The sequence below is a fragment of the Microbacterium sp. Soil_N32 genome, assembly GCF_057655505.1.
Genome location: NZ_JBDGME010000019.1, coordinates 1,101,800 through 1,121,173 on the forward strand (window position 1 = coordinate 1,101,800; position 19,374 = coordinate 1,121,173).

At 73.0% G+C, this 19,374-nt stretch carries 18 protein-coding genes; 12 read left to right on the top strand and 6 right to left on the bottom strand.

Going from position 1 to position 19,374, the window contains the following annotated elements; genetic code table 11:
- Positions 1-27 precede the first annotated feature (27 nt).
- Together AC3A3J_RS13495 and AC3A3J_RS13500 are read right to left on the bottom strand one after the other, a co-directional pair.
- The gene (locus AC3A3J_RS13495; protein ID WP_487672758.1) at positions 28-642 is read right to left on the bottom strand and encodes a TetR/AcrR family transcriptional regulator; all 615 of its coding nucleotides are present in this window, start codon (positions 640-642) and stop codon (positions 28-30) included.
- A 30-nt stretch (positions 643-672) separates the two neighbouring features.
- Positions 673-1,107 carry an Lrp/AsnC family transcriptional regulator gene (locus tag AC3A3J_RS13500; protein ID WP_487672759.1) on the bottom strand — a complete coding sequence of 145 codons (435 nt, stop codon included), beginning with the start codon at positions 1,105-1,107 and terminating at the stop codon, positions 673-675.
- Between the two features lie 151 nt (positions 1,108-1,258).
- Between AC3A3J_RS13500 and AC3A3J_RS13505 the strand changes: the two genes are divergently transcribed.
- From AC3A3J_RS13505 to paaZ, 7 genes are read left to right on the top strand one after another with little or no spacing between them, the layout of a single operon-like run.
- Entirely contained in the window at positions 1,259-2,374 is a 1,116-nt protein-coding gene (locus AC3A3J_RS13505) for a thiamine pyrophosphate-dependent dehydrogenase E1 component subunit alpha (RefSeq protein WP_487672760.1), read from the top strand.
- Complete coding sequence (locus AC3A3J_RS13510; RefSeq protein ID WP_487672761.1) at positions 2,371-3,399, top strand: alpha-ketoacid dehydrogenase subunit beta; 1,029 nt, start codon at positions 2,371-2,373, stop codon at positions 3,397-3,399. The genes AC3A3J_RS13505 and AC3A3J_RS13510 overlap by 4 nt, the downstream gene beginning before the upstream one ends.
- A complete protein-coding gene (locus AC3A3J_RS13515) occupies positions 3,396-4,832 on the top strand; it encodes a dihydrolipoamide acetyltransferase family protein (protein WP_487672762.1) in 1,437 nt (478 codons plus the stop codon). Before AC3A3J_RS13510 ends, AC3A3J_RS13515 begins: the two co-directional genes overlap by 4 nt.
- Position 4,833: 1 nt before the next feature.
- Positions 4,834-6,021, top strand: a complete 1,188-nt coding sequence (locus AC3A3J_RS13520; protein ID WP_487672763.1) for a thiolase family protein — start codon at positions 4,834-4,836, stop codon at positions 6,019-6,021.
- Complete coding sequence (locus tag AC3A3J_RS13525; protein WP_487672764.1) at positions 6,018-6,758, top strand: enoyl-CoA hydratase/isomerase family protein; 741 nt, start codon at positions 6,018-6,020, stop codon at positions 6,756-6,758. Before AC3A3J_RS13520 ends, AC3A3J_RS13525 begins: the two co-directional genes overlap by 4 nt.
- On the top strand, positions 6,755-7,612 hold the full coding sequence (locus tag AC3A3J_RS13530) for a 3-hydroxyacyl-CoA dehydrogenase family protein (RefSeq protein ID WP_487672765.1): 858 nt from the start codon (positions 6,755-6,757) through the stop codon (positions 7,610-7,612). The genes AC3A3J_RS13525 and AC3A3J_RS13530 overlap by 4 nt, the downstream gene beginning before the upstream one ends.
- Positions 7,609-9,690, top strand: coding sequence for a phenylacetic acid degradation bifunctional protein PaaZ (gene paaZ / locus AC3A3J_RS13535; RefSeq protein ID WP_487672766.1), 2,082 nt, complete (start codon positions 7,609-7,611; stop codon positions 9,688-9,690). The genes AC3A3J_RS13530 and paaZ overlap by 4 nt, the downstream gene beginning before the upstream one ends.
- Positions 9,691-9,714: 24 nt before the next feature.
- On the opposite strand, the gene AC3A3J_RS13540 is transcribed toward paaZ, so the two are convergent.
- The 4 genes from AC3A3J_RS13540 to dhaK form a co-directional block, all read right to left on the bottom strand.
- Positions 9,715-10,995, bottom strand: a complete 1,281-nt coding sequence (locus tag AC3A3J_RS13540) for a hypothetical protein (protein WP_487672767.1) — start codon at positions 10,993-10,995, stop codon at positions 9,715-9,717.
- A 138-nt stretch (positions 10,996-11,133) separates the two neighbouring features.
- Positions 11,134-13,752 (bottom strand): phosphoenolpyruvate--protein phosphotransferase, encoded by a 2,619-nt coding sequence (gene ptsP, locus AC3A3J_RS13545; protein WP_487672768.1) that lies wholly within the window; start codon positions 13,750-13,752, stop codon positions 11,134-11,136.
- Positions 13,752-14,396: a dihydroxyacetone kinase subunit DhaL gene (gene dhaL, locus AC3A3J_RS13550; protein WP_487672769.1), complete on the bottom strand. Its 645-nt coding sequence runs from the start codon at positions 14,394-14,396 to the stop codon at positions 13,752-13,754. Before dhaL ends, ptsP begins: the two co-directional genes overlap by 1 nt.
- Positions 14,396-15,388 (bottom strand): dihydroxyacetone kinase subunit DhaK, encoded by a 993-nt coding sequence (dhaK, locus tag AC3A3J_RS13555; protein ID WP_487672770.1) that lies wholly within the window; start codon positions 15,386-15,388, stop codon positions 14,396-14,398. Before dhaK ends, dhaL begins: the two co-directional genes overlap by 1 nt.
- A 204-nt stretch (positions 15,389-15,592) precedes the next feature.
- On the opposite strand from dhaK, the gene paaA reads away from it, so the two are divergent.
- Genes paaA through paaE form a run of 5 tightly spaced genes read left to right on the top strand, consistent with a single transcriptional unit; the run spans position 15,593 to position 19,353 of the window.
- The gene (gene paaA / locus AC3A3J_RS13560) at positions 15,593-16,573 is read left to right on the top strand and encodes a 1,2-phenylacetyl-CoA epoxidase subunit PaaA (protein ID WP_487672771.1); all 981 of its coding nucleotides are present in this window, start codon (positions 15,593-15,595) and stop codon (positions 16,571-16,573) included.
- On the top strand, positions 16,573-16,878 hold the full coding sequence (gene paaB, locus AC3A3J_RS13565; RefSeq protein WP_487673117.1) for a 1,2-phenylacetyl-CoA epoxidase subunit PaaB: 306 nt from the start codon (positions 16,573-16,575) through the stop codon (positions 16,876-16,878). Before paaA ends, paaB begins: the two co-directional genes overlap by 1 nt.
- Positions 16,878-17,708 (top strand): 1,2-phenylacetyl-CoA epoxidase subunit PaaC, encoded by an 831-nt coding sequence (paaC, locus tag AC3A3J_RS13570; protein WP_487673118.1) that lies wholly within the window; start codon positions 16,878-16,880, stop codon positions 17,706-17,708. The genes paaB and paaC overlap by 1 nt, the downstream gene beginning before the upstream one ends.
- Positions 17,702-18,196: a 1,2-phenylacetyl-CoA epoxidase subunit PaaD gene (gene paaD / locus AC3A3J_RS13575; RefSeq protein ID WP_487672772.1), complete on the top strand. Its 495-nt coding sequence runs from the start codon at positions 17,702-17,704 to the stop codon at positions 18,194-18,196. The genes paaC and paaD overlap by 7 nt, the downstream gene beginning before the upstream one ends.
- Positions 18,196-19,353 (top strand): 1,2-phenylacetyl-CoA epoxidase subunit PaaE, encoded by a 1,158-nt coding sequence (paaE, locus tag AC3A3J_RS13580; RefSeq protein WP_487672773.1) that lies wholly within the window; start codon positions 18,196-18,198, stop codon positions 19,351-19,353. Before paaD ends, paaE begins: the two co-directional genes overlap by 1 nt.
- The last annotated feature ends 21 nt before the right edge of the window (positions 19,354-19,374 follow it).

The following is a 19,374-nucleotide window of genomic DNA, read 5'->3' on the forward strand; positions in this document are numbered from 1 at the left end:
TGCCGCCTCTCGGGTCGGAGCGATGCGTCAGCGCAGCCGCAGGCCGTCGAGAGCGACCGCGAGCACGTCGCGCGCGAGCGCCTCGGCGTCCTCCGCACCTCCCGGCCGGTACCACTCGACCACCGAGTTCACCATGCCGAACAGCAAACGCGTGGCGACCGACGCATCGACGTCGGCGCGCACCGTGCCCTGCTCCTGCCCTTCCCGCACGAGGGCCGTGACCGCCTGGTCGAACGCGCGCCGACGGCCGAGCGCGCGTCGCTCGACCTCGCTGTTGCCGCGCACCCGCAGCAGCAGCGTCACCGCCGGCAGCTGGGCCACGAGCACCGACACCGCACCGCGCAGCACCGTCGCGAGTCGCTCGGCGGGCGGCGCGGTCCGCGCGCTCACCAGCACGCCCTCGAGACCGTCGAGCGCCTCGCCGACCGCCGTCTCGAGGATCTGCTCCTTCGACGAGAAGTGGTGGTAGATCGCGGCCTTCGACAGCCCGAGACGCGCGGCGAGCGCCGCGACCGAGGTGGCGTCGTACCCCGCGTCGTTGAACACCGCCACCGCGGCGTCGAGCAGCGAGCGCCGGTCGTACCCCGGCCGTCCGCGCCGAACCGGCTCCGCGGCCCCGGCCGGATCGGATGCTGCGCCCATCGCCCCAGTCTGGCACGCGGCCGTCGCGCGCTACCGCTCGACGTCCTCGAAGATGAGCGTCGTGCGGGTCGACCGGATCGACGGGATGGCCTGGATGTCTTCAAGCACGATGCGCCGCAGATCGCGGGCGTCCCGCGCGCGCACGAGCAGGATGACGTCGAAGTCGCCGCCGACCAGCGCCATGTGCTCGACCTCGCGGATCGCCCGCAACCGCTCCTGCACCGCCTGCCAACTCGCCTGCTCGATGGCGAGCATCACGTACGCGCTCGCGTGATGCCCGAGGGCGGCGGGGTCGGTGCGCACCGTGAACCCGGTGATGACCCCGGCATCCGAGAGGCGGCGGATGCGCGCATGCGCGCCCGCGCGCGAGATGTGTACGGCATCCGCGATCGCGGTCATCGACGCCCGCGCGTCTCGACGCAACTCGTCGAGGATGGCGTGGTCGATGTCGTCGAGCATCGTCATGGCACTCCTTCGTCCCGCCTCCGATCCTGACACTTCGAGCGCGCTGCGGGCAAGAACCCGCCAAACGTCCACGTTCTCCCTCGGATGCTTGGACGAGTGCAGGCTTGGCGCGCACACTGTGTGCATCGGGTTCGGCGAGGAAGGCGACCAGATGCACGACATGCTCCCCCGCGACGAGGCGGTGCGGCTCATCGACCAGGACGGCGTCTTCGCGCCGGACGGCGAGTACCCCCTGCCCGACGCCTCCGTGCTGCGCGAGGCGTACCGGCGCCTCGTGGCGGCGCGACGGTTCAACGACCAGGCCAGTGCGCTCGTGCGGCAGGGCCGCCTGGCGGTCTACCCCTCGTCGCACGGGCAGGAGGCCTGCCAGGTCGCGGCGGCGATGGTGCTCGACGGCGACGCCGACTGGCTGTTCCCGACCTACCGCGACGCCGTCGCGATCGTAGGCCGCGGGGTGCCGCCCGCCGAGACGCTCGTGCTGCTGCGCGGCGACTGGCACTCGGGGTACGACGTGCGCGCGCATCGGGTCGCTCCCCAGGCGACGCCGCTCGCCACTCAACTGCTGCACGCCGTCGGTCTCGCGTACGCCGCGCGCCGACGCGGCGAGGACACCGTGGTGCTCGCCCTCTGCGGCGACGGCGCGACGAGCGAGGGCGACTTCCACGAGGCGATGAACTTCGCGGCCGTGTTCCACCTGCCCGTGGTGTTCTTCGTGCAGAACAACGGCTTCGCGATCAGCGTGCCGCTCGCCCGGCAGACCGCCGCCCCGTCCCTCGCGCACAAAGCGGTCGGCTACGGCATGCCGGGGCAGCGCGTCGACGGCAACGACCCCGCGGCCGTGCTCTCGGTGCTCGGTGCCGCGGTCGCCCGCGCGCGCTCGGGTGGCGGCCCGTCGCTCGTCGAGGCGCACACGTATCGCATGCAGGCTCACACGAACGCCGACGACGACACCCGCTACCGCGAGAGGGACGAGGTGCGGGCCTGGGCCGACCTCGATCCGCTGCGACGCCTGCGTGCGTACCTCGTCACGACCGGCGAGCTCGACGCCGAAACCGAGACGCGCCTGGCCGACGAGGCCGAGGCGATGGCCGCGGCGCTGCGCGATGCCATGAACGAGGACGCCGCGGTCGACCCCGACGACCTGTTCCGCCACGTGACCGCGCACCCCTCCCCCCAGCGCGAGGAGCAGCGCGCGCTGCTGCGCGACGAACTCGCACGCGCCGCGTCGGCGACCGCGGCACCTGCCCCGGACGGAGCATCCAGATGACCATCGCCCCCGACGACGTGCGCCTCGACGGCCGGGCCGCACCCACCGAAACCCTCACCATGGCCGCGGCGCTGAACCGGGCCCTCGCCGATGCGATCGCCGACGACCCCGACGTGGTGGTGTTCGGCGAGGACGTGGGTGCGCTCGGCGGAGTGTTCCGCATCACCGACGGACTCACCGCGCGTTTCGGCGAGGACCGCTGCTTCGACACGCCCCTCGCCGAGTCGGGGATCGTCGGCACGGCGGTGGGGATGGCGATGAACGGCATGCGTCCGGTGGTCGAGATGCAGTTCGACGCCTTCGCCCTGCCCGCGTTCGAGCAGATCGTCAGCCATGTCGCGAAGATGGGCAACCGCACGCGGGGCGCGGTGCGCCTGCCGATCGTCATCCGCATCCCGTACGGCGGCGGCATCGGCGGGGTGGAGCACCACTGCGACTCGTCGGAGGCGTACTACGCCCACACCCCGGGCCTCACCGTCGTCAGCCCGTCGACGCCGCAGGACGCGTACACCATGCTGCGTGCTGCCATCGCCTCGCCCGACCCCGTCGTGTTCCTCGAGCCCAAGAAGCTGTACTGGGCGAAGGGCGAGGTCGATACCTCGGCGCCCGGCGACCTGTCGTCGGCGCGGGTCGTTCGGCCCGGCGACGACGTCACGCTGATCGCCTACGGCGCCGCCGTGAGCCTCGCCCTGGAGACGGCCGAGGCCGCCGCGGCCGAAGGACGCAGCGTGGGAGTCGTCGACGTGCGATCGCTGTCGCCCTTCGACGACGAGACCGTCATGGCCGCGGTCCGCGCGACCGGGCGGGCCGTCGTGATCGCCGAGGCCCCCGGCTATGCGAGCGTCGCCTCCGAGATCCAGTCGCGGGTGTTCGAGCGCTGCTTCGAATACCTCGAGGCTCCGGTGCGCAAAGTCACGGGCTTCGACACCCCATACGCTCCGCCCAAGCTGGAGCACTGGTACCTGCCCGACGTCGACCGCGTGCTCGACGCGATCGACACGCTGCACTGGGAGGACGAGTCATGAGCACCCTCACCGCGCGCGTCTTCGCTCTGCCCGACCTCGGCGAGGGCCTGACCGAGGCCGGTCTCGTGCAGTGGCTCGTCGCGGTCGGCGACCGAGTGGCGGTCGACCAGGCGATCGCCGAGGTCGAGACCGCGAAGAGCGTCGTGGAACTCCCGTCGCCGTTCGCCGGTGTCGTCACCGCCCTGCACGGCGAGGCGGGCGACACCCTCATCGTCGGCGCCCCCGTGCTGGAGGTGGCCGAGGAGGGTGGGGCGTTCGAGGAGCATCGCACGGAGGAGCGGGCGGGATCGGGCAACGTGCTCATCGGCTACGGCACGACCGAGCGCTCGCACGCCGGTCGACGGCGTGCGCGGCGGGGCACGGTCGGCACCGCGTCGGCCGGGCCGATCACCCCTGCCGCACCGTCTGCACCGGCTGCACCGGCTGCACCGGCCGCACCGACTGCACCGACGGCATCGGCCACGTCGGCCGCACCGGCCACCCCGGCCGCACCGGCCACCTCGCCTCCCGTCGGTCGCGCTGCCCCCGTCGCCGTGCGCTCCCCGCTCGTGCGCCGGCTCGCCCGCGACCTGGGCGTCGACGTACGCCTCATCGTCCCGACGGGACCCGATGGCGCTGTGACCCGCGCCGACGTGCTCCGTGCCGCCGTGGAGCAGGCGGTCGATGCTCCGGCCTACCCCGCATCGTCGGAGCGCCCATCGTCCGACGCCGGATCCGCCGGTGAGCGGATCGACGGCCTCGTCGTCGCACGACGCGAACCCCTCTCTCCTCTGCGCAAGGCGGCGAGCGCACGGCTCGGCCGCAGCCGCTCCGAGATCCCCGAGGCGACGGTCTGGGTCGACGTCGACGCGACGCGGCTGTGGGATCTGCGCACCGAGATCGCGGCGAGCGGCGAGCGCGCCCCGTCGCTCACCGCTCTGCTGGCACGATTCGTGCTGCTCGCGTTGGAGGAGCATCCGGTGCTGGCCTCGCGGCTGACCCCCGACGGCGCCGAACTCGTGTCGTTCGAGGGCGTGAACCTCGGCGTCGCCGTCGACACCGACCGCGGACTGATGGTGCCGGTGATCCCGCGCGCGCACACCCTCTCGGTCACCGGCCTCGACGAGGCGCTGCGCGAGGTCGCCGACACGGCGCGCTCGGGACGGGTGCCTGCGGAGCGCCTCTCGGGCTCGACCTTCACGTTCAACAACTACGGCGCGCTCGGGGTCGACGGGTCCGCCGCGATCATCAACCATCCCGATGTCGCGATCCTGGGCATCGGTCGACTCCTCGAACGCCCCTGGGTCGTCGACGGGCAGCTCGTCGCGCGCCGCATCGCGCAGCTGTCGCTCGTGTTCGACCACCGGGTGTGCGACGGCGGGTACGCGGCGAGCTTCCTGCGGCGACTGGTCGCCCTCATCGAGCAGCCCCTGCGGGCGTACGGGCGGGTGTGACATGACCGAGGCCTTCCTCGTCGGCGGCGTCCGCACCCCCATCGGTCGATACGGCGGCGCGCTCGCGAGCGTGCGACCCGACGACCTGGCCGCCCTGGTCGTGCGCGCGGCCGTCGAGCGCGCGCACGTTCCCGTCCACGCCGTCGAGGAGGTGATCCTCGGCGCCGCGAATCAGGCCGGGGAGGACAACCGCAACGTCGCCCGTATGGCCGCGCTGCTGGCGGGTCTTCCCGACGAGGTGCCCGGCATCACCGTGAACCGGTTGTGCGCCTCGGGGATGTCGGCGATCGCGATGGCGGCGCAGGCGATCCGTGCGGGAGACGCGGAGCTGATGGTGGCCGGCGGGGTCGAGTCGATGACCCGCGCGCCCTGGGTGCAGGCGAAGCCGGATCGCGCCTGGGGCAGACCCGGAGCGGCGTTCGACACCTCGATCGGGTGGCGCTTCACGAACCCCCGCCTCGCCGCCCGGGACAAGGCGACCCTGACGATGCCCGAGACCGCCGAGGAGGTCGCCCGCCGAGACGGGATCGCCCGGGAGGACGCGGATGCGTTCGCGCTCCGCAGCCAGCAACGGGCCGCGGCCGCCATCGACGCGGGCCGTTTCGACGATGAGATCGTGCCCGTGCCCACGGCGTCGGGTGAGGTGCGGGTCGACGAGGGGCCGCGTCGCGACACGAACGCCACGGCCCTCGCCGCCCTGCGACCGGTCGTGGCGGGCGGCGAGGTCGTGACCGCCGGGAACTCCAGTGCGCTGAACGACGGCGCATCCGCGGTGATCGTCGCGAGCGGCGAGGCGGTGCGCCGTTACGGTCTCACCCCTCGGGCCCGCATCGTCACCGCGACATCTGCAGCCCTCGCGCCCGAGATCATGGGGTTGGGCCCCGTGCCCGCGACGCAGCGCGCGTTGCAGCGCACGGGTCTCGACGTCTCGGCGCTCGGAGCCGTCGAGCTGAACGAAGCCTTCGCCACGCAGTCTCTCGCCAGCATGCGCCGGCTCGACCTCGACCCCGAGACGGTGAACCGCGACGGCGGAGCGATCGCGCTCGGGCATCCGCTCGGGTCCAGCGGATGCCGCATCGTCGTCACGCTGCTCGGACGCATGGAGCGCGAAGGAGCGGGTCTGGGACTCGCGACGATGTGCGTGGGCGTCGGTCAGGGCACCGCGATGATCCTGGAGCGGGTGGCATGAGCGGGCCGCTCCTCGTCGACGTCCGACCCGATCGGGTGGTCGCGACGCTGAACCGCCCCGAGAAGCGCAACGCGATCGACCTCGACACCGTCGAGGCGCTGCACGCGCTGTGCGCCGAGCTCGAGACCGAGCCCCGCACGCTCATCCTCACCGGCGCGGGCGGTCATTTCGCCGCCGGTGCCGACATCGCGCAGCTCGCCGAGCGGCGCGCCGACGACGCGCGCCGCTCGATCAACCAGGCCGCGTTCACACGGATCGCCGAGCTGCCCATGCCGGTCATCGCCGCGCTCGACGGGTACACCCTCGGCGGCGGGGCCGAGCTGGCGTACGCGGCCGACATCCGCATCGCGACCGGCTCGCTGCGCATCGGCAACCCGGAGCCCGGCCTCGGCATCATCGCCGCTGCCGGGGCGACGTGGCGGCTGCCCGCGATCGTCGGGGCGGCGCGTGCCGCCGACCTGCTGCTCACGGGGCGCACCCTCGGCGCCGAGGAGGCGCTGACCTGGGGGCTGATCTCTGCGGTCCACCCCGTCGAGCAGTTGCTGCCCGAGGCGCACGCGCTCGCCGACCGCATCGCCGCGAACGACGTGCGCGCGACCCGGCACACGAAGACCGCGCTGCGGGCACCGCGCGACGCCCATCCCCGCATCGACGACGAGCTGCAGGCCGAACTGTTCGAGAGCCCCGAGAAGGAGCGTCGCATGGCGGCCTTCCTCGCGCGTCGGGGGCGGGCATGAGCGCGCCGTCCCGCGTGGGCGTGCTCGGCGGCGGACGCATGGGAGCGGGCATCGCCCACGCCTTCCTGCTCGCGGGCTCCGACGTGACGGTCGTCGAGCGCGATGCGCAGAGCGCCGATGCCGCCGGGCGACGCGTCGACGAGAGCATCCGCCGGTCGATCGAACGCGGCACCCTGTCGCCGGACGCCGACCCGGCTGCGCGCCTGACGATCACCACCGACCTGACGCTGTTCGCCGACGCCGACCTCGTGGTCGAGGCCGTACCCGAGGACCGCGCCCTCAAGGAGGAGGCGCTGGCGCGCGTCGAGGCCGAGATCGCGACGGACGCCGTGCTCGCCACGAACACCTCGTCGATCTCGGTCGACCAGCTCGCCGCCGCGCTCGAGCATCCCGCCCGGGTGCTGGGCCTGCACTTCTTCAACCCCGTGCCCGCCTCGTCGCTGGTGGAGGTGGTGCGCGGCACGCTCACGGCGGATGCCGTGGTCGACTGCGCCGGCGAATGGGTGGCCGCCCTCGGCAAGACGCCGATCGTCGTCGCCGACTCCCCCGGGTTCGCCTCGTCGCGCCTCGGCGTCGCGCTCGGTCTGGAGGCGATCCGGATGCTCGAGGAGGGGGTGGCGTCGGCCGCCGACATCGACGCCGCGATGACCCTGGGCTACCGGCATCCGGTCGGCCCGCTGCGCACCACCGACCTCGTCGGACTCGATGTGCGGCTCGGCATCGCCGAGGAGTTGGAGCGCGAGCTCGGCGACCGCTTCGCCCCGCCCGAGCTGTTGCGCCGCCTGGTGGCCGAGGGCCGCCTCGGACGTAAGAGCGGTCGGGGTTTCTACGACTGGACCGAGGAGACGACATGACCGAGTACCTTCCGAGCTTCGTCGAGGGATCGTGGTGGACCCCCCCTCCCGGCACGCGGGGCACCGACGTGCGCGACGCCTCGACCGGCGAGGTCGTCGCGACCGTCGCGACCGACGGCCTCGATCTGGCGAGCGCCCTCGAGCACGCCCGCACCGTCGGGCAGGCGAGTCTCGCCGCCCTGACGTTCCACCAGCGCGCCGTGCTGCTCAAGAAGTTCGCGCTCGCCCTCACCGAGCGCAAGGACGAGCTGTACGCCGTCTCGGCGCGCACGGGGGCCACCCGGGCCGATTCGTGGGTCGACATCGACGGCGGCATCGGCGTGCTCTTCTCGTATTCCGGCAAGGGCCGGCGGGAGCTGCCGAACAGCACCGTGCACGTCGACGGGCCGGTCGAGCCGCTGTCGAAGGACGGTTCGTTCCTCGGCCGTCACGTGTACACCACGCTCCCCGGCGTAGCCGTGCAGATCAACGCGTTCAACTTCCCCGTCTGGGGCGCGCTCGAAAAGCTCGCCCCCGCGTTCCTCGCCGGCATGCCGACGCTCATCAAGCCCGCGACCCCGACGGGGTACCTCACAGAGGCGATGGTGCGCATCCTCGTCGAATCGGACCTCGTACCGACCGGCGCTCTGCAGCTGGTCAGCGGCAGCGTCCCCGGGCTGCTCGACGCGCTGCGCCTCGGCGACCTCGTGGGGTTCACGGGCAGTGCGTCGACCGCCGAGTCGCTGCGTCGTCACCCGGCGGTGCAGACCGGCGGCGTGCGATTCACGGCCGAGACCGACTCGATCAACGCCTCGGTGCTCGGCACCGACGCCGGGCCCGGGACGCCCGAGTTCGACGCGTACGTGCGGCAGCTCGTGACCGAGATGACCGCGAAGGCCGGGCAGAAGTGCACCGCGATCCGCCGGGCGATCGTGCCCGCCGCCGCGGCTGACGCCGTGGTCGACGCCGTGCGCGCCCGCCTCGACGCGAAGACGGTGCTCGGCGACCCGCGCGCCGAGGGCGTCACGATGGGACCGCTTGCCTCGCTCGCGCAGCGCGATGAGGTGCTGCGGCAGGTGCGGGCGCTGCAGGATGCGGGCGGACGCGTCGTGGTCGGATCGACGGAGCAGCCCGCCGTGCTCCGCGCCGACGGCACCACCGGTCGCGCCGACGACGGCGCCTTCGTGGCTCCCCTCCTGTTGCGATTCGACGACGCCGCCGCCGCAGCCGTGCACACCGTCGAGGCGTTCGGCCCCGTCGCTTCTCTGCTCACCTACGGGTCGACGGCGGAGGCCGCCGACCTCGTCTCCCGCGGCGGCGGGTCGCTTGTCACCAGCGTCGCGACCCACGATCCCGCCCAGGCCGTGGAGCTCGCGCGGCGGATCGCGCCGTACAACGGCCGGATGCTCGTGCTCGACCGAGACGACGCCCGCTCCTCGACCGGGCACGGGTCTCCGCTGCCGAACCTCGTGCACGGCGGACCGGGGCGCGCCGGGGGCGGCGAGGAGCTCGGCGGCATCCGGGCCGTGCTGCACCACATGCAGCGCACGGCGGTGCAGGGTTCGCCCGAGATGCTGACGGCCCTGACGGGGGTGTGGCACGCCGGTGCCTCGGCCCGCAGCGACGGGCCGCACCCGTTCCGCAAGTCGCTCGCCGAGCTGCGGATCGGCGACCAGGTCGAGTCCGAGACGCGCACCGTGACCCTCGACGACATCGAGACCTTCGCCCGGTTCACGGGCGACACGTTCTACGCGCACATGGACGAGGAGGCCGCCGCGGCCAACCCCTTCTTCCCCGGGCGCGTGGCGCACGGATATCTGCTGGTGTCGTGGGCGGCCGGCCTGTTCGTCGACCCGGCACCCGGTCCCGTGCTCGCCAACTACGGTCTGGAGGACCTGCGGTTCGTCACCCCGGTGTCGCCCGGCGATGAGATCCGCGTCACCCTCACGGCGAAGCGCATCACGCCCCGCGAGACCGACGAGTACGGCGAGGTGCGCTGGGACGCCGTGATCCGCAATCAGCGCGACGAGGTCGTCGCCACCTACGACGTGCTGACACTCGTCAGCAAGGCGCCGATCGTCGCTCCCGTCCTCGCGTGACGGCCGCCTGCCGTCCTCCCGCTCTCAGCCGAAGGTCAGGGGCCGCCGCAGGGTCGTGTCCTCGACCATGATGCCGATGATCGCGGCGGCCGGGTCGGCGGCGTCGCGATCGGCCCGGAAGCGCAGCAGGCGGCCGTCGCGCGTCGCGATGTCGTAGAAGTCCTCGCCCGACGCCACCACGTGGGTCGTCGTCCCTCCCGGGTAGGCGGCGCGGGCCTCGTCGACGAGCGAGCCGACGCGCACCTCTCCCGCCGCCGGCAGCGCGGCACCGTCGTGCGCCGTGCCGTCGTGGCTGTACTCGGCGCCCGCGATCACCGCCGCCACCGTCGCGCCGTCGGGCGACGGCTGCACGAACACCGTCGACACCCCGTCGTCGGCAACGGCCTTCCACGTGCCGCCCTCGAACTCCGGCTCGATGATGTCGGCCGCCGACACAGCGGCGAGCGCCTGCTTCATGTCGTCGCCGATGCGCACCGGGCCGATGCCTCCGGTCGTGATGCGCCACTCGCTCCACGGGGCCGCGGGATCGGCGGTCTGCTCCGGCTCCGGGGTCGCCGGAGGTTCGGCGGTGAGCTTCTCGATGAGCGCGGTACGGGCCTCCACGGCGCGGTCCCGCAGCAGCGCGGCCGCGGCCGCCGGGTCGAAGGTGGGCTCACCCTCGAACGGCTGAAAGGCCGTGACCAGCACGTTGCCGACCTGCGCGAAGGCCACGAGCATCCGCACGTCGTACTGCTCGTCGCCCCCGTCGACGACACCGGCCAGCGCGCGGACCCCGTCGACCTCGTCGGCCGTCGCCGTGGTGAACGTCGTCGGGCCGTCGAACTCGAACTGACCGCATTGCGCGGCGGCCGAGAGCAGCTGGTCCATGCGTCCGGCGGCCTGCTCCTCGGCGCCGAACTGCAGCACCTGCTGTGCTCCGCGCAGCGGCGCGACCGGCGTCGACCACGTCGACGTGCGCGCGGCGACGCTCCACAGCGACTGCTCGACCATCGGCGCCCAGCAGATCGCGGGGACCGGGTCGGGTCCCCCGCCGTCCGAGATCTGCTCGAGCTCGGGGAGCAGGTCGCTGGCATTGGATGCCCCGGGGAACGTCGCCGCGACCTCGTCGGCCGTGAGGGCGAAGGCGTCGAGCTCGTCGCCGACGAACAGGAGCGGCCCGGCGTAGGGCTCGGGCGTCGCGGCAGCCGACGTCGGTGCCGCGGAAGGAGACGGAGAGGGCGATGACGGCGGCGTGCAGCCCACGATCGTGAGCAGGGCAGCCAGGGTGACAGCGCTCGCGGCGACCAACGCACGACGGCGAGACATGGAATCCTCCGATCTGCGCGCGCGAGCGATCCGCGCACGCCCCCCACGAGCGACTCTAGAACGCGGAATACCGCGAGACCGGACGATCGGCGAAGTCGCAATCGGAACGATACGGAGGCGGCTCAGGGCGCGAGGGCGTCACCCACCCGCCGTCGCGTCTCGCGTCGTCGCCTCGCGCGCGCGGTCGGCCGTCGGAGCGGCCAGCGCGGCCTCGGCGCGCCGCCGACATTCCGCGCCGTCGACCGCGGCCAGCGCCCGGGCCACCCGACCCAGCGACCGCGGACCCATCGAAAGCGAGGTCACGCCGAGGCCGACGAGCACCGGGGCGAGCGCCGCGTCGGCCGCCGCCTCTCCGCACACGCCGACCGGCCGTCCCGTCGCCCGACCGGCGTCGCCGACGAGGCCGATCAGGCGCAGCACCGCGGGCTGCCAGGGGTCGGTCAGGTCGGCGAGGTCGCCGAGCATCCGGTCCGCGGCGAGGGTGTACTGGGCCAGGTCGTTCGTGCCGAGGCTCACGAAGTCGACGACCTCGCACAGCTCCCGGGCCATCAGGGCGGCAGCGGGCGTCTCGATCATGACGCCCACCCTCTCGATGCCCGCCGCGCGGGCCCGCGTCGCGAACTGCTCGGCCTCGTCGACCGTGGCCACCATCGGCGCCATGACCTCGAGGTGCGCGTGCTCGGCCGCGGCCGCGAGGGCGAGCGCACGCAACTGGTCGTCGAGCAGGGCGGGCGAACGACGGGCGATGCGCAACCCGCGCACGCCCAGCGCCGGGTTCTCCTCGTGGTCGGCGTTCGCGAACGGCAACGGCTTGTCGCTGCCGGCATCCAGCGTGCGGGCCACCACCCGCCGCCCGGCGAAGGGCGCCAGCACGCCGCGATAGGCGATGACCTGCTCCTCGATCGACGGAGCCTCACTGCGCCCGAGGAAGCAGAATTCGGTGCGGAACAGCCCGATGCCGTCGGCCCCCGCCGTGGCAGCGCCGAGCGCGTCCGCCGCGCCACCCACGTTCGCGAGCAGAGCGATCGACGTACCGTCCGAGAGCGCACCGCCGCCGCCGTAGTCAACGACGACCGCAGCCGCGCGGGCCGCCTCGATGTGTTCCACCACGGGGTCGACCTCGACCGTGCCGTGCTCGCCGTCGACGAGCACCGTCGCGCCCTCCGGGATGCGCAGAGCGCCCTCCGCCGCCACGACCGCCGGCAACCCCAGCGACCGGGCGATGATGGCGGTGTGCGAGGTGGGCCCGCCCTGCTCGGTGACGAGCGCGACGCACGCCCCGCCGCTGAGCGACGCCGTGTCGGCGGGTGAGAGATCGACGGCGACGAGCACGAAGGGCGCAGAACGATCGGGCACGCCGGGCATCTCGACGCCGGTGAGCTCGGCGACCAGCCGGTCGCGCACGTCGCGGATGTCGGCGACGCGCTCGGCCGTGCGCCCTCCGACGGCGTCGAGCGCCTGCTCGTGACCGCGCATCACGTCCCAGACGGCGCGCGCGGCCGAACGCCCCTGCGTGCGCACGATGCTCGCCGCGTCGGCCCGGAGCGCGGGATCGGATGCCATGGCGCGCGTGGCCTCGAGGATGCTGCGGGCCTCGCCCGTCGCGACCTCGGCTCGCGCGCGCAACCGCTCGGCGACGGCGGCGACGGCGCGCTCGAGCGCCTCGACCTCCGCGGCTCGGTCGGCGGGAGCCGCGGCGCCGGTGTCGTCCGGCTCGGCGACGGCGGGGACGAGGCGCACGACGGGGCCGGCAGCCGCGCCCGGGCTGACCCCGCGTCCGCGCAGCACCGTGCCCGCCGGAAGAGGATCGCGGTCGGCGTCGCCCGCGCTGTCGGGCACGTCTCGCGCCGGCGGTTCTCCCGCACCGGAGGCGGGTGGCTCGGCCGTGGCCACGCGAGCAGCAGGGCCATCGGCGGTGGAACCCGCCCTCGACCGATCCGCGGCCGGGGCATCATCGACGCCCTCGCCGAAGCCGTCGTCGAAGAGCGCGGCGATGCGGTCGAGCGCCGGCGCGGCATCCGCCCCTCGGGCGACCAGCTCGACCTCGTCGCCCTGCCGCGCGCCGAGGGCGAGCAGGCGGATGAGGCTCGACGCGGAGGCCGCAGGACCGTCCGGCAGACGCCGCAGGTCGACGGCCGCGCCCGCGGCGGCCTCGGCGATCAGCGCCGCGGGTCGCGCGTGCACCCCCTGCGGGTTGCGCACCCGCACCACGCGTCGCTCCCCGGTCGACGACCCCTCCGCCGCGCCGGCGTCGGCATCCGTCCTTGCGTCGACCTCCGCCTCGCCATCAGCAGCCGCTCCGGCACCATCGGCACCCGCACCTGCGCCACCCGTGCCCGCGGGAGCGAGCTGCCCCGACTTGGCGGCGAGCGCATCCGTCGCCTCGGCGACCACGTCCTCGAGCGCGGATCCGGCGGCGGCCGATACGACGGCGGCGAGCAGTCCCTCGACGAACGGCGCGGGCACCAGGCGCACGGCGACGTCGCTCGCCCGCAGTTCGAGGGCGAGTTCGGCGCTCAGCACGGCCGAGCCCAGGTCCATGAGCACGAGCACGCCGTCGCAGTCCGCGGCGAGCTCGTCGATCGCCGCGGACACGGCGACCGCGTCGGTTCCGAGGATGGGAGTCCCGTCCTCCTCGACACCGGCTCCGGCGGCGACCCGGACGGGCACCCGGCCCCCCGGCACCATCTGCCGAGCGAGCTCCAGGGCCGCCTCGCCCAGTCGTGCACTGTGCGAGACCGCGACGATGCCGATCATCAGCCCTCGGCGATCGCCGCGTCGAGGCTCTCGAACAGCAGCGCGGTCGAGGCCGCCCCGGGGTCGAGGTGTCCGGCGCTCCGTTCCCCGAGATAGCTCGCCCGGCCTTTGCGCGCGACGAGCGGCAGGGTCGCGTCGCGCCCGGTGGCGGCGGCCACCGCGGCGTTCTTCGCTGCTTCGGCGAGATCGCCGCCGCCGGCCAGCGCCGCATCGAACGCGTCGACCGCGGGAGACATCGCGTCCAGCAGCGTCTTGTCGCCCGCTTCGGCCTTCCCCCGGGCGACGATCCCCTCGAGCCCCGCGCGCAGCGCAGCCGCGAGGGCCGGAGCGTCGAGCTCCTGCACCGCTCCGGCTGCCATCCCCATCCGCAGGAAGAACGTGCCGTAGAGCGGGCCGCTCGCACCGCCCACCGAGCTCACGAGCGTCATTCCGACCGTCTTCAGCAGGTCGTCGGCCGCGGCGGGCGCGCTCGATCCGAGCTTCTCCGCCACCGCCGACATGCCGCGCGCCATGTTGGCCCCGTGGTCGGCATCGCCGATGGCCGAGTCGAGGTCGGTGAGCCATTCCCGCTTCTCGGCCACGGCGGCTCCGAAGCGCGTGATCCAGTCGTGCAGCCGGGCCGTGTCGAGGGTCTCCGCGGCCATCAGGCGCCCCAGCGCAGACCGGGGGTCACGACCGGCGCGTCCCATAGCCGCAGCAATTCGTCGTCGGCCTTCAACACGGTCAGCGAGCAGCCCGCCATGTCGAGCGAGGTGATGTAGTCGCCCACGAGGGTGCGGGCGATCTGCACGCCGGCCCGTTCGAGCAGCGCTGCGACCTCGCCGTACATGAGGTACAGCTCGATGAGGGGTGTCGCGCCCATACCGTTGAGCATCACGATCGCCGGGCCGGCGGCGTCGAGGTCGGCGAGGATCGGCTCGACGAGCTGGCGCGCGATCTCCGATGCCGGCGCCAGCGGCTCGCGATGGCGACCGGGTTCGCCGTGGATGCCGATGCCGATCTCCATCTGGTCGTCGGGGAGCTCGAAGGTGGGCTTGCCCGCCGCGGGCACGGTGCAGCTGGTCAGCGCCATGCCCATCGACCGCCCCTGGCCGTTGATGCGCTGGGCGAGGGCGACGACCGCCGCCAGATCCTGCCCCTCCTCGGCGGCCGCGCCGACGAGCTTCTCGAGCAGCACGGTGAGCCCGACTCCGCGGCGACCGGCGGTGTACAGGGAGTCCTGCACGGCCACGTCGTCGTCGACCACCACGGTGCCGACCTCGATGCCCTCCATGGCGGCGAGCTCCGCCGCCATCTCGAAGTTGAGCACGTCGCCGGTGTAGTTCTTCACGATGTGCAGCACGCCCGCCCCGCGGTCGACCGCCTTGGTCGCGGCCTGCACCCGGTCGGGCGTCGGCGAGGTGAACACCTCGCCCGCCACGGCGGCGTCGAGCATCCCGACTCCCACGTATCCGCCGTGCAGCGGCTCGTGGCCGGAGCCGCCGCCCGACACGATCGCGACCTTGCCCTGCGCCTTGGGTTCGGCCCGGGTGATCACGTGCGTCTCGAGGTCGACGGCCAGCTCGGGATGCGCCGCCGCGACGCCCTTGAGCGATTCGACGAGCACGTCCTCCGGGGCGTTGATCAGCTTCTTCATCCTGCGATCTCCTTCGATCTGTCGCCAGGACCGGACGAGCGCCGTCGGTCTCGACTGCTGCGAACACGGGAAAGCTCTCCGTCACTGACGAATATGCTCGGGCCGCCTCGCGATGTCAACGTGCCCGTTGTCCTCCGAGCGCCGCCGTGGCAGAATTACCTAACGATCGGTCAGTAAAGATGCGGGCCGACGGGAGGCGAACACATGACCGGAGCGACAGTCCCGACCATCGCGAACGACGGGCGCACCGACGAGGAGCACCTGTTCGAAGAGCTCCTCGCGAACGAGCAGCGCATCGAACCCCGCGACTGGATGCCCGAGGCGTACCGCAAGACGCTCATCCGGCAGATCTCGCAGCACGCGCACTCCGAGATCATCGGCATGCAGCCCGAGGGGAACTGGATCACGCGCGCGCCCAGCCTGCATCGCAAGGCCATCCTCATGGCCAAGGTGCAGGACGAGGCGGGGCACGGCCTCTATCTCTATTCGGCGGCGCAGACCCTCGGCATCACGCGCGACGAGATGACGAAGCAGCTCATCGACGGCAAGGCCAAGTACTCGTCGATCTTCAACTACCCGACCCCCACCTGGGCCGACATGGGAGCGATCGGGTGGCTCGTCGACGGCGCGGCCATCTGCAACCAGGTGCCCCTGTGCCGCGCCTCGTACGGCCCCTACGGCCGTGCGATGGTGCGCATCTGCAAGGAGGAGTCGTTTCATCAGCGCCAGGGGTTCGAGATCCTCCTCACCCTCATGCGCGGCACCGACGAGCAGCGCGCGATGGCGCAGGATGCGGTCGACCGCTGGTACTGGCCCAGCCTGGCCATGTTCGGCCCGCCCGACGACCTCTCCCCGAACTCGGCGCAGTCGATGGCGTGGAAGATCAAGCGCTTCTCGAACGACGAGCTGCGCCAGCGGTTCGTGCAGATGCTCGTGCCGCAGGCCGAGATCCTCGGGGTGACGCTGCCCGACCCCGACCTGCGCCTCGACGACAGCACCGGTCGCTACGAGATGGGCGAGATCGACTGGGATGCGTTCTTCGAGGTGCTGCGCGGCAACGGCCCGTGCAACGCCGAGCGGCTCGAACGTCGCCGCACCGCGCACGAAGACGGGGCCTGGGTGCGGGAGGCGGCCGCCGCGTACGCCCGCACACAGGCCCAGCGCGCCGAACGGGCGGTGGCGTGATGGCGGCCCCCGGCACGGATGCCCGAGAGACCTGGCCCCTCTGGGAGGTGTTCGTGCGCGCGAACCGCGGCCTCAGCCACGTGCACGTCGGATCGCTGCACGCTCCGGACGCCGAGATGGCGATCCGCAACGCGCGCGACCTGTACACGCGGCGCGGCGAGGGGGTATCGATCTGGGTGGCTCCGTCTGCGGCGATCACGACGAGCGATCCCGACGCGAAGGGCGCGTGGTTCGAGAGCCCCGCGGGCAAGAACTACCGGCACGCTGTGGCGTACACGGCGTCGGAGGGGGTGCCGCACCTGTGATGGACGACTCGCTCGACGACGTTCACGGGGCGGTCTCGGTCGCCGAACTGCACCTGTCCGACGAACTCACCGCCGCCGGCGCGCCCCCGGCCTCGGCGGACGCCGCCGAATACGCCCTGCGCCTCGGCGACGACGCCCTCATCCTCGCGCAGCAGCTCGGCGGCTGGATCTCGCGCGCCCCCGAGCTGGAGGAGGACGTCGCCCTCGCGAACATCGCGCTCGACCTGCTCGGTCACGCGCGGTCGCTGCTGCACCACGCGGGCTCGTTCGACGGGCGCAGCGAAGACGACCTCGCGTACTTCCGCGACGAGCACGAGTTCCGCTGCGCGTGGATCGTCGAGCAGCCGAACGGCGACTTCGCGCAGACCATCGCTCGGCAGTTCGTGGTCGCGACGTACATGGTCGAGCTGTATCAGGCGCTCCGCCGCAGCGACGACGCGACGCTCGCCGCGGTCGCCGAGAAGGCACGCAAAGAGGTCGACTACCACCGGGACCACGCGGTGCAGTGGGTGCTGCGGCTGGCGGGCGGAACCGTCGAGTCGCGGCGACGCATGATCCGCGCGATCGGCGACATCTGGCCGTACGTCGACGAGCTGTTCCGCGACGACGACCTGATCGAGCGACTCGAGGGCACGGCCGTGCGGCCCTCGTCGCTCCGCGCCGGGTTCGACACGGTCGTCTCTGCGGTGTTCACGGAAGCCGAGCTGTCCGTGCCGGAGGTCGCCGCCTCAGCCGCCGGAGGTCGCCGGGGCTCGCACGCCGCGCCGCTCGGGCGCATCCTCGCCGAGATGCAGGTGCTCGCGCGACGGCATCCGGGGGCGACGTGGTGACCGCGACGCAGACGACGGATGCCTGGCGGATCGCCGCCGCCGTCGCCGATCCCGAGGTTCCGGTCCTGACCATCGAGGACCTGGGTGTGCTGCGCGCGGTGGAGGTCGCGGACGGCGCCGTGCGGGTCGACATCACGCCCACGTACAGCGGATGCCCCGCGATGACCACCATCCGCGACGATATCGTGCTCGCGCTCACGGCCGCCGGCTACGAGAGCGTCGAGGTGCGTCTCGTGCTCTCCCCCGCCTGGAGCACCGACTGGATGACGGATGCGGGTCGGCAGAAGCTCAGCGCCTACGGCATCGCCCCGCCGACCGGCCGCTCGCGCGTCGGCACCGGGCCGCTGCGCCTGCCCCTCAGCGTGCGCTGCCCGCAGTGCGGGTCGCTCGACACCCGCGAGGTGTCGCGCTTCGGCTCGACCTCGTGCAAGGCGCTGTTCGAGTGCCGGACCTGCCTCGAGCCCTTCGATCACTTCAAGGTGCACTGATGCTCAGCGATGCTCCATCGCCGCGCGACGAGACCGCGGCGCGCGATGAACCGTCGCCGCGTCGGCGCGCACGCTTCCACGCGCTGCGCGTCGCCGAGGTGCGACCGCTCACCGATGATGCCGTGGAGGTGTCGTTCGCGGTCCCCGACGACCTCGCCGATGAGTTCTCCTATCTCCCCGGTCAGCACGTCGCGCTGCGCACGACGCTGGACGGCGCGGAGGTGCGCCGCTCGTACTCGCTCTGCCGGGCGCCCGAGCACCGCCGAGACGGCACGGCGACCCGGCTCAGCATCGCGGTCAAACGCGACGAGGGCGGTCTGTTCTCGACGTGGGCGCAGACGGGACTCCGCCCGGGATCGACCATCGACGTGATGAGCCCCCAGGGAACCTTCACCTCGTCACTGCCCGACGTCGACGGCCGCCACATCGTCGGCATCGCCGCGGGGTCGGGAATCACCCCGCTCATGGCGCTCGCCCAGTCGGTGCTCGCCCGCTCGGAGACCGCGCGGTTCACACTGCTGTACACGAACCGTTCGTCGTCCGACGTGATGTTCCTCGACGATCTCGCCGATCTCAAAGATCGCCACCCCACCCGTCTGACCCTGCATCACGTGCTGTCCCGCGAACAGCGCACCGCTCCCCTGCTCTCGGGGCGCATCGACGAGACCAAGCTGCGCACCATCCTCACCGCGCTCATCCCGCCCGCGCAGGTCGACGAGTGGTTCCTGTGCGGCCCCCTCGCTCTCGTCGACCTGTGCCGCGAGGTCCTCGGCGATCTGGGGGTCTCGCGCGAGCACATCCGGTTCGAGCTCTTCACGACCGGCGACGAGCCCTCGCGTGCGGCGCGCCCCGTCGAGGTGCGCGCCGGTGAGCGCACGGTACGGGTGGAGGTGACGCTCGACGGCGTCTCGTCGACCGTCGAGAGCCCGGTCGACGCGCACGAGTCGCTGCTCAATGCCGCGCTGCGCGTCCGGCCGGACGCCCCCTTCGCCTGCGCCGGCGGAGTGTGCGGCACCTGCCGCGCGCGGCTCGTGGAGGGCAGCGTGACGATGACCGAGAACTACGCGCTCCAACCCGACGAGATCGAGCGCGGGTTCGTGCTCACCTGCCAGTCCCATCCGACCAGCGACCGCGTGGTCGTCGACTACGACGTCTGAGCGGCCCGGCGAAGGAGCATC

What these genes read in the sequence shown, in the direction of transcription:
- AC3A3J_RS13515 (WP_487672762.1), top strand. Translation starts at nt 3,396, where the DNA reads ATGAGCACCCTCACCGCGCGCGTCTTCGCTCTGCCCGACCTCGGCGAG.
- dhaK (WP_487672770.1), bottom strand. Translation starts at nt 15,388, where the DNA reads ATGAAGAAGCTGATCAACGCCCCGGAGGACGTGCTCGTCGAATCGCTC.
- paaA (WP_487672771.1), top strand. Translation starts at nt 15,593, where the DNA reads ATGACCGGAGCGACAGTCCCGACCATCGCGAACGACGGGCGCACCGAC.
- ptsP (WP_487672768.1), bottom strand. Translation starts at nt 13,752, where the DNA reads ATGATCGGCATCGTCGCGGTCTCGCACAGTGCACGACTGGGCGAGGCG.
- AC3A3J_RS13530 (WP_487672765.1), top strand. Translation starts at nt 6,755, where the DNA reads ATGAGCGCGCCGTCCCGCGTGGGCGTGCTCGGCGGCGGACGCATGGGA.
- dhaL (WP_487672769.1), bottom strand. Translation starts at nt 14,396, where the DNA reads ATGGCCGCGGAGACCCTCGACACGGCCCGGCTGCACGACTGGATCACG.
- paaZ (WP_487672766.1), top strand. Translation starts at nt 7,609, where the DNA reads ATGACCGAGTACCTTCCGAGCTTCGTCGAGGGATCGTGGTGGACCCCC.
- paaE (WP_487672773.1), top strand. Translation starts at nt 18,196, where the DNA reads ATGCTCAGCGATGCTCCATCGCCGCGCGACGAGACCGCGGCGCGCGAT.
- AC3A3J_RS13495 (WP_487672758.1), bottom strand. Translation starts at nt 642, where the DNA reads ATGGGCGCAGCATCCGATCCGGCCGGGGCCGCGGAGCCGGTTCGGCGC.
- AC3A3J_RS13500 (WP_487672759.1), bottom strand. Translation starts at nt 1,107, where the DNA reads ATGACGATGCTCGACGACATCGACCACGCCATCCTCGACGAGTTGCGT.
- AC3A3J_RS13510 (WP_487672761.1), top strand. Translation starts at nt 2,371, where the DNA reads ATGACCATCGCCCCCGACGACGTGCGCCTCGACGGCCGGGCCGCACCC.
- AC3A3J_RS13540 (WP_487672767.1), bottom strand. Translation starts at nt 10,995, where the DNA reads ATGTCTCGCCGTCGTGCGTTGGTCGCCGCGAGCGCTGTCACCCTGGCT.
- AC3A3J_RS13520 (WP_487672763.1), top strand. Translation starts at nt 4,834, where the DNA reads ATGACCGAGGCCTTCCTCGTCGGCGGCGTCCGCACCCCCATCGGTCGA.
- AC3A3J_RS13505 (WP_487672760.1), top strand. Translation starts at nt 1,259, where the DNA reads ATGCACGACATGCTCCCCCGCGACGAGGCGGTGCGGCTCATCGACCAG.
- paaC (WP_487673118.1), top strand. Translation starts at nt 16,878, where the DNA reads ATGGACGACTCGCTCGACGACGTTCACGGGGCGGTCTCGGTCGCCGAA.
- paaB (WP_487673117.1), top strand. Translation starts at nt 16,573, where the DNA reads ATGGCGGCCCCCGGCACGGATGCCCGAGAGACCTGGCCCCTCTGGGAG.
- AC3A3J_RS13525 (WP_487672764.1), top strand. Translation starts at nt 6,018, where the DNA reads ATGAGCGGGCCGCTCCTCGTCGACGTCCGACCCGATCGGGTGGTCGCG.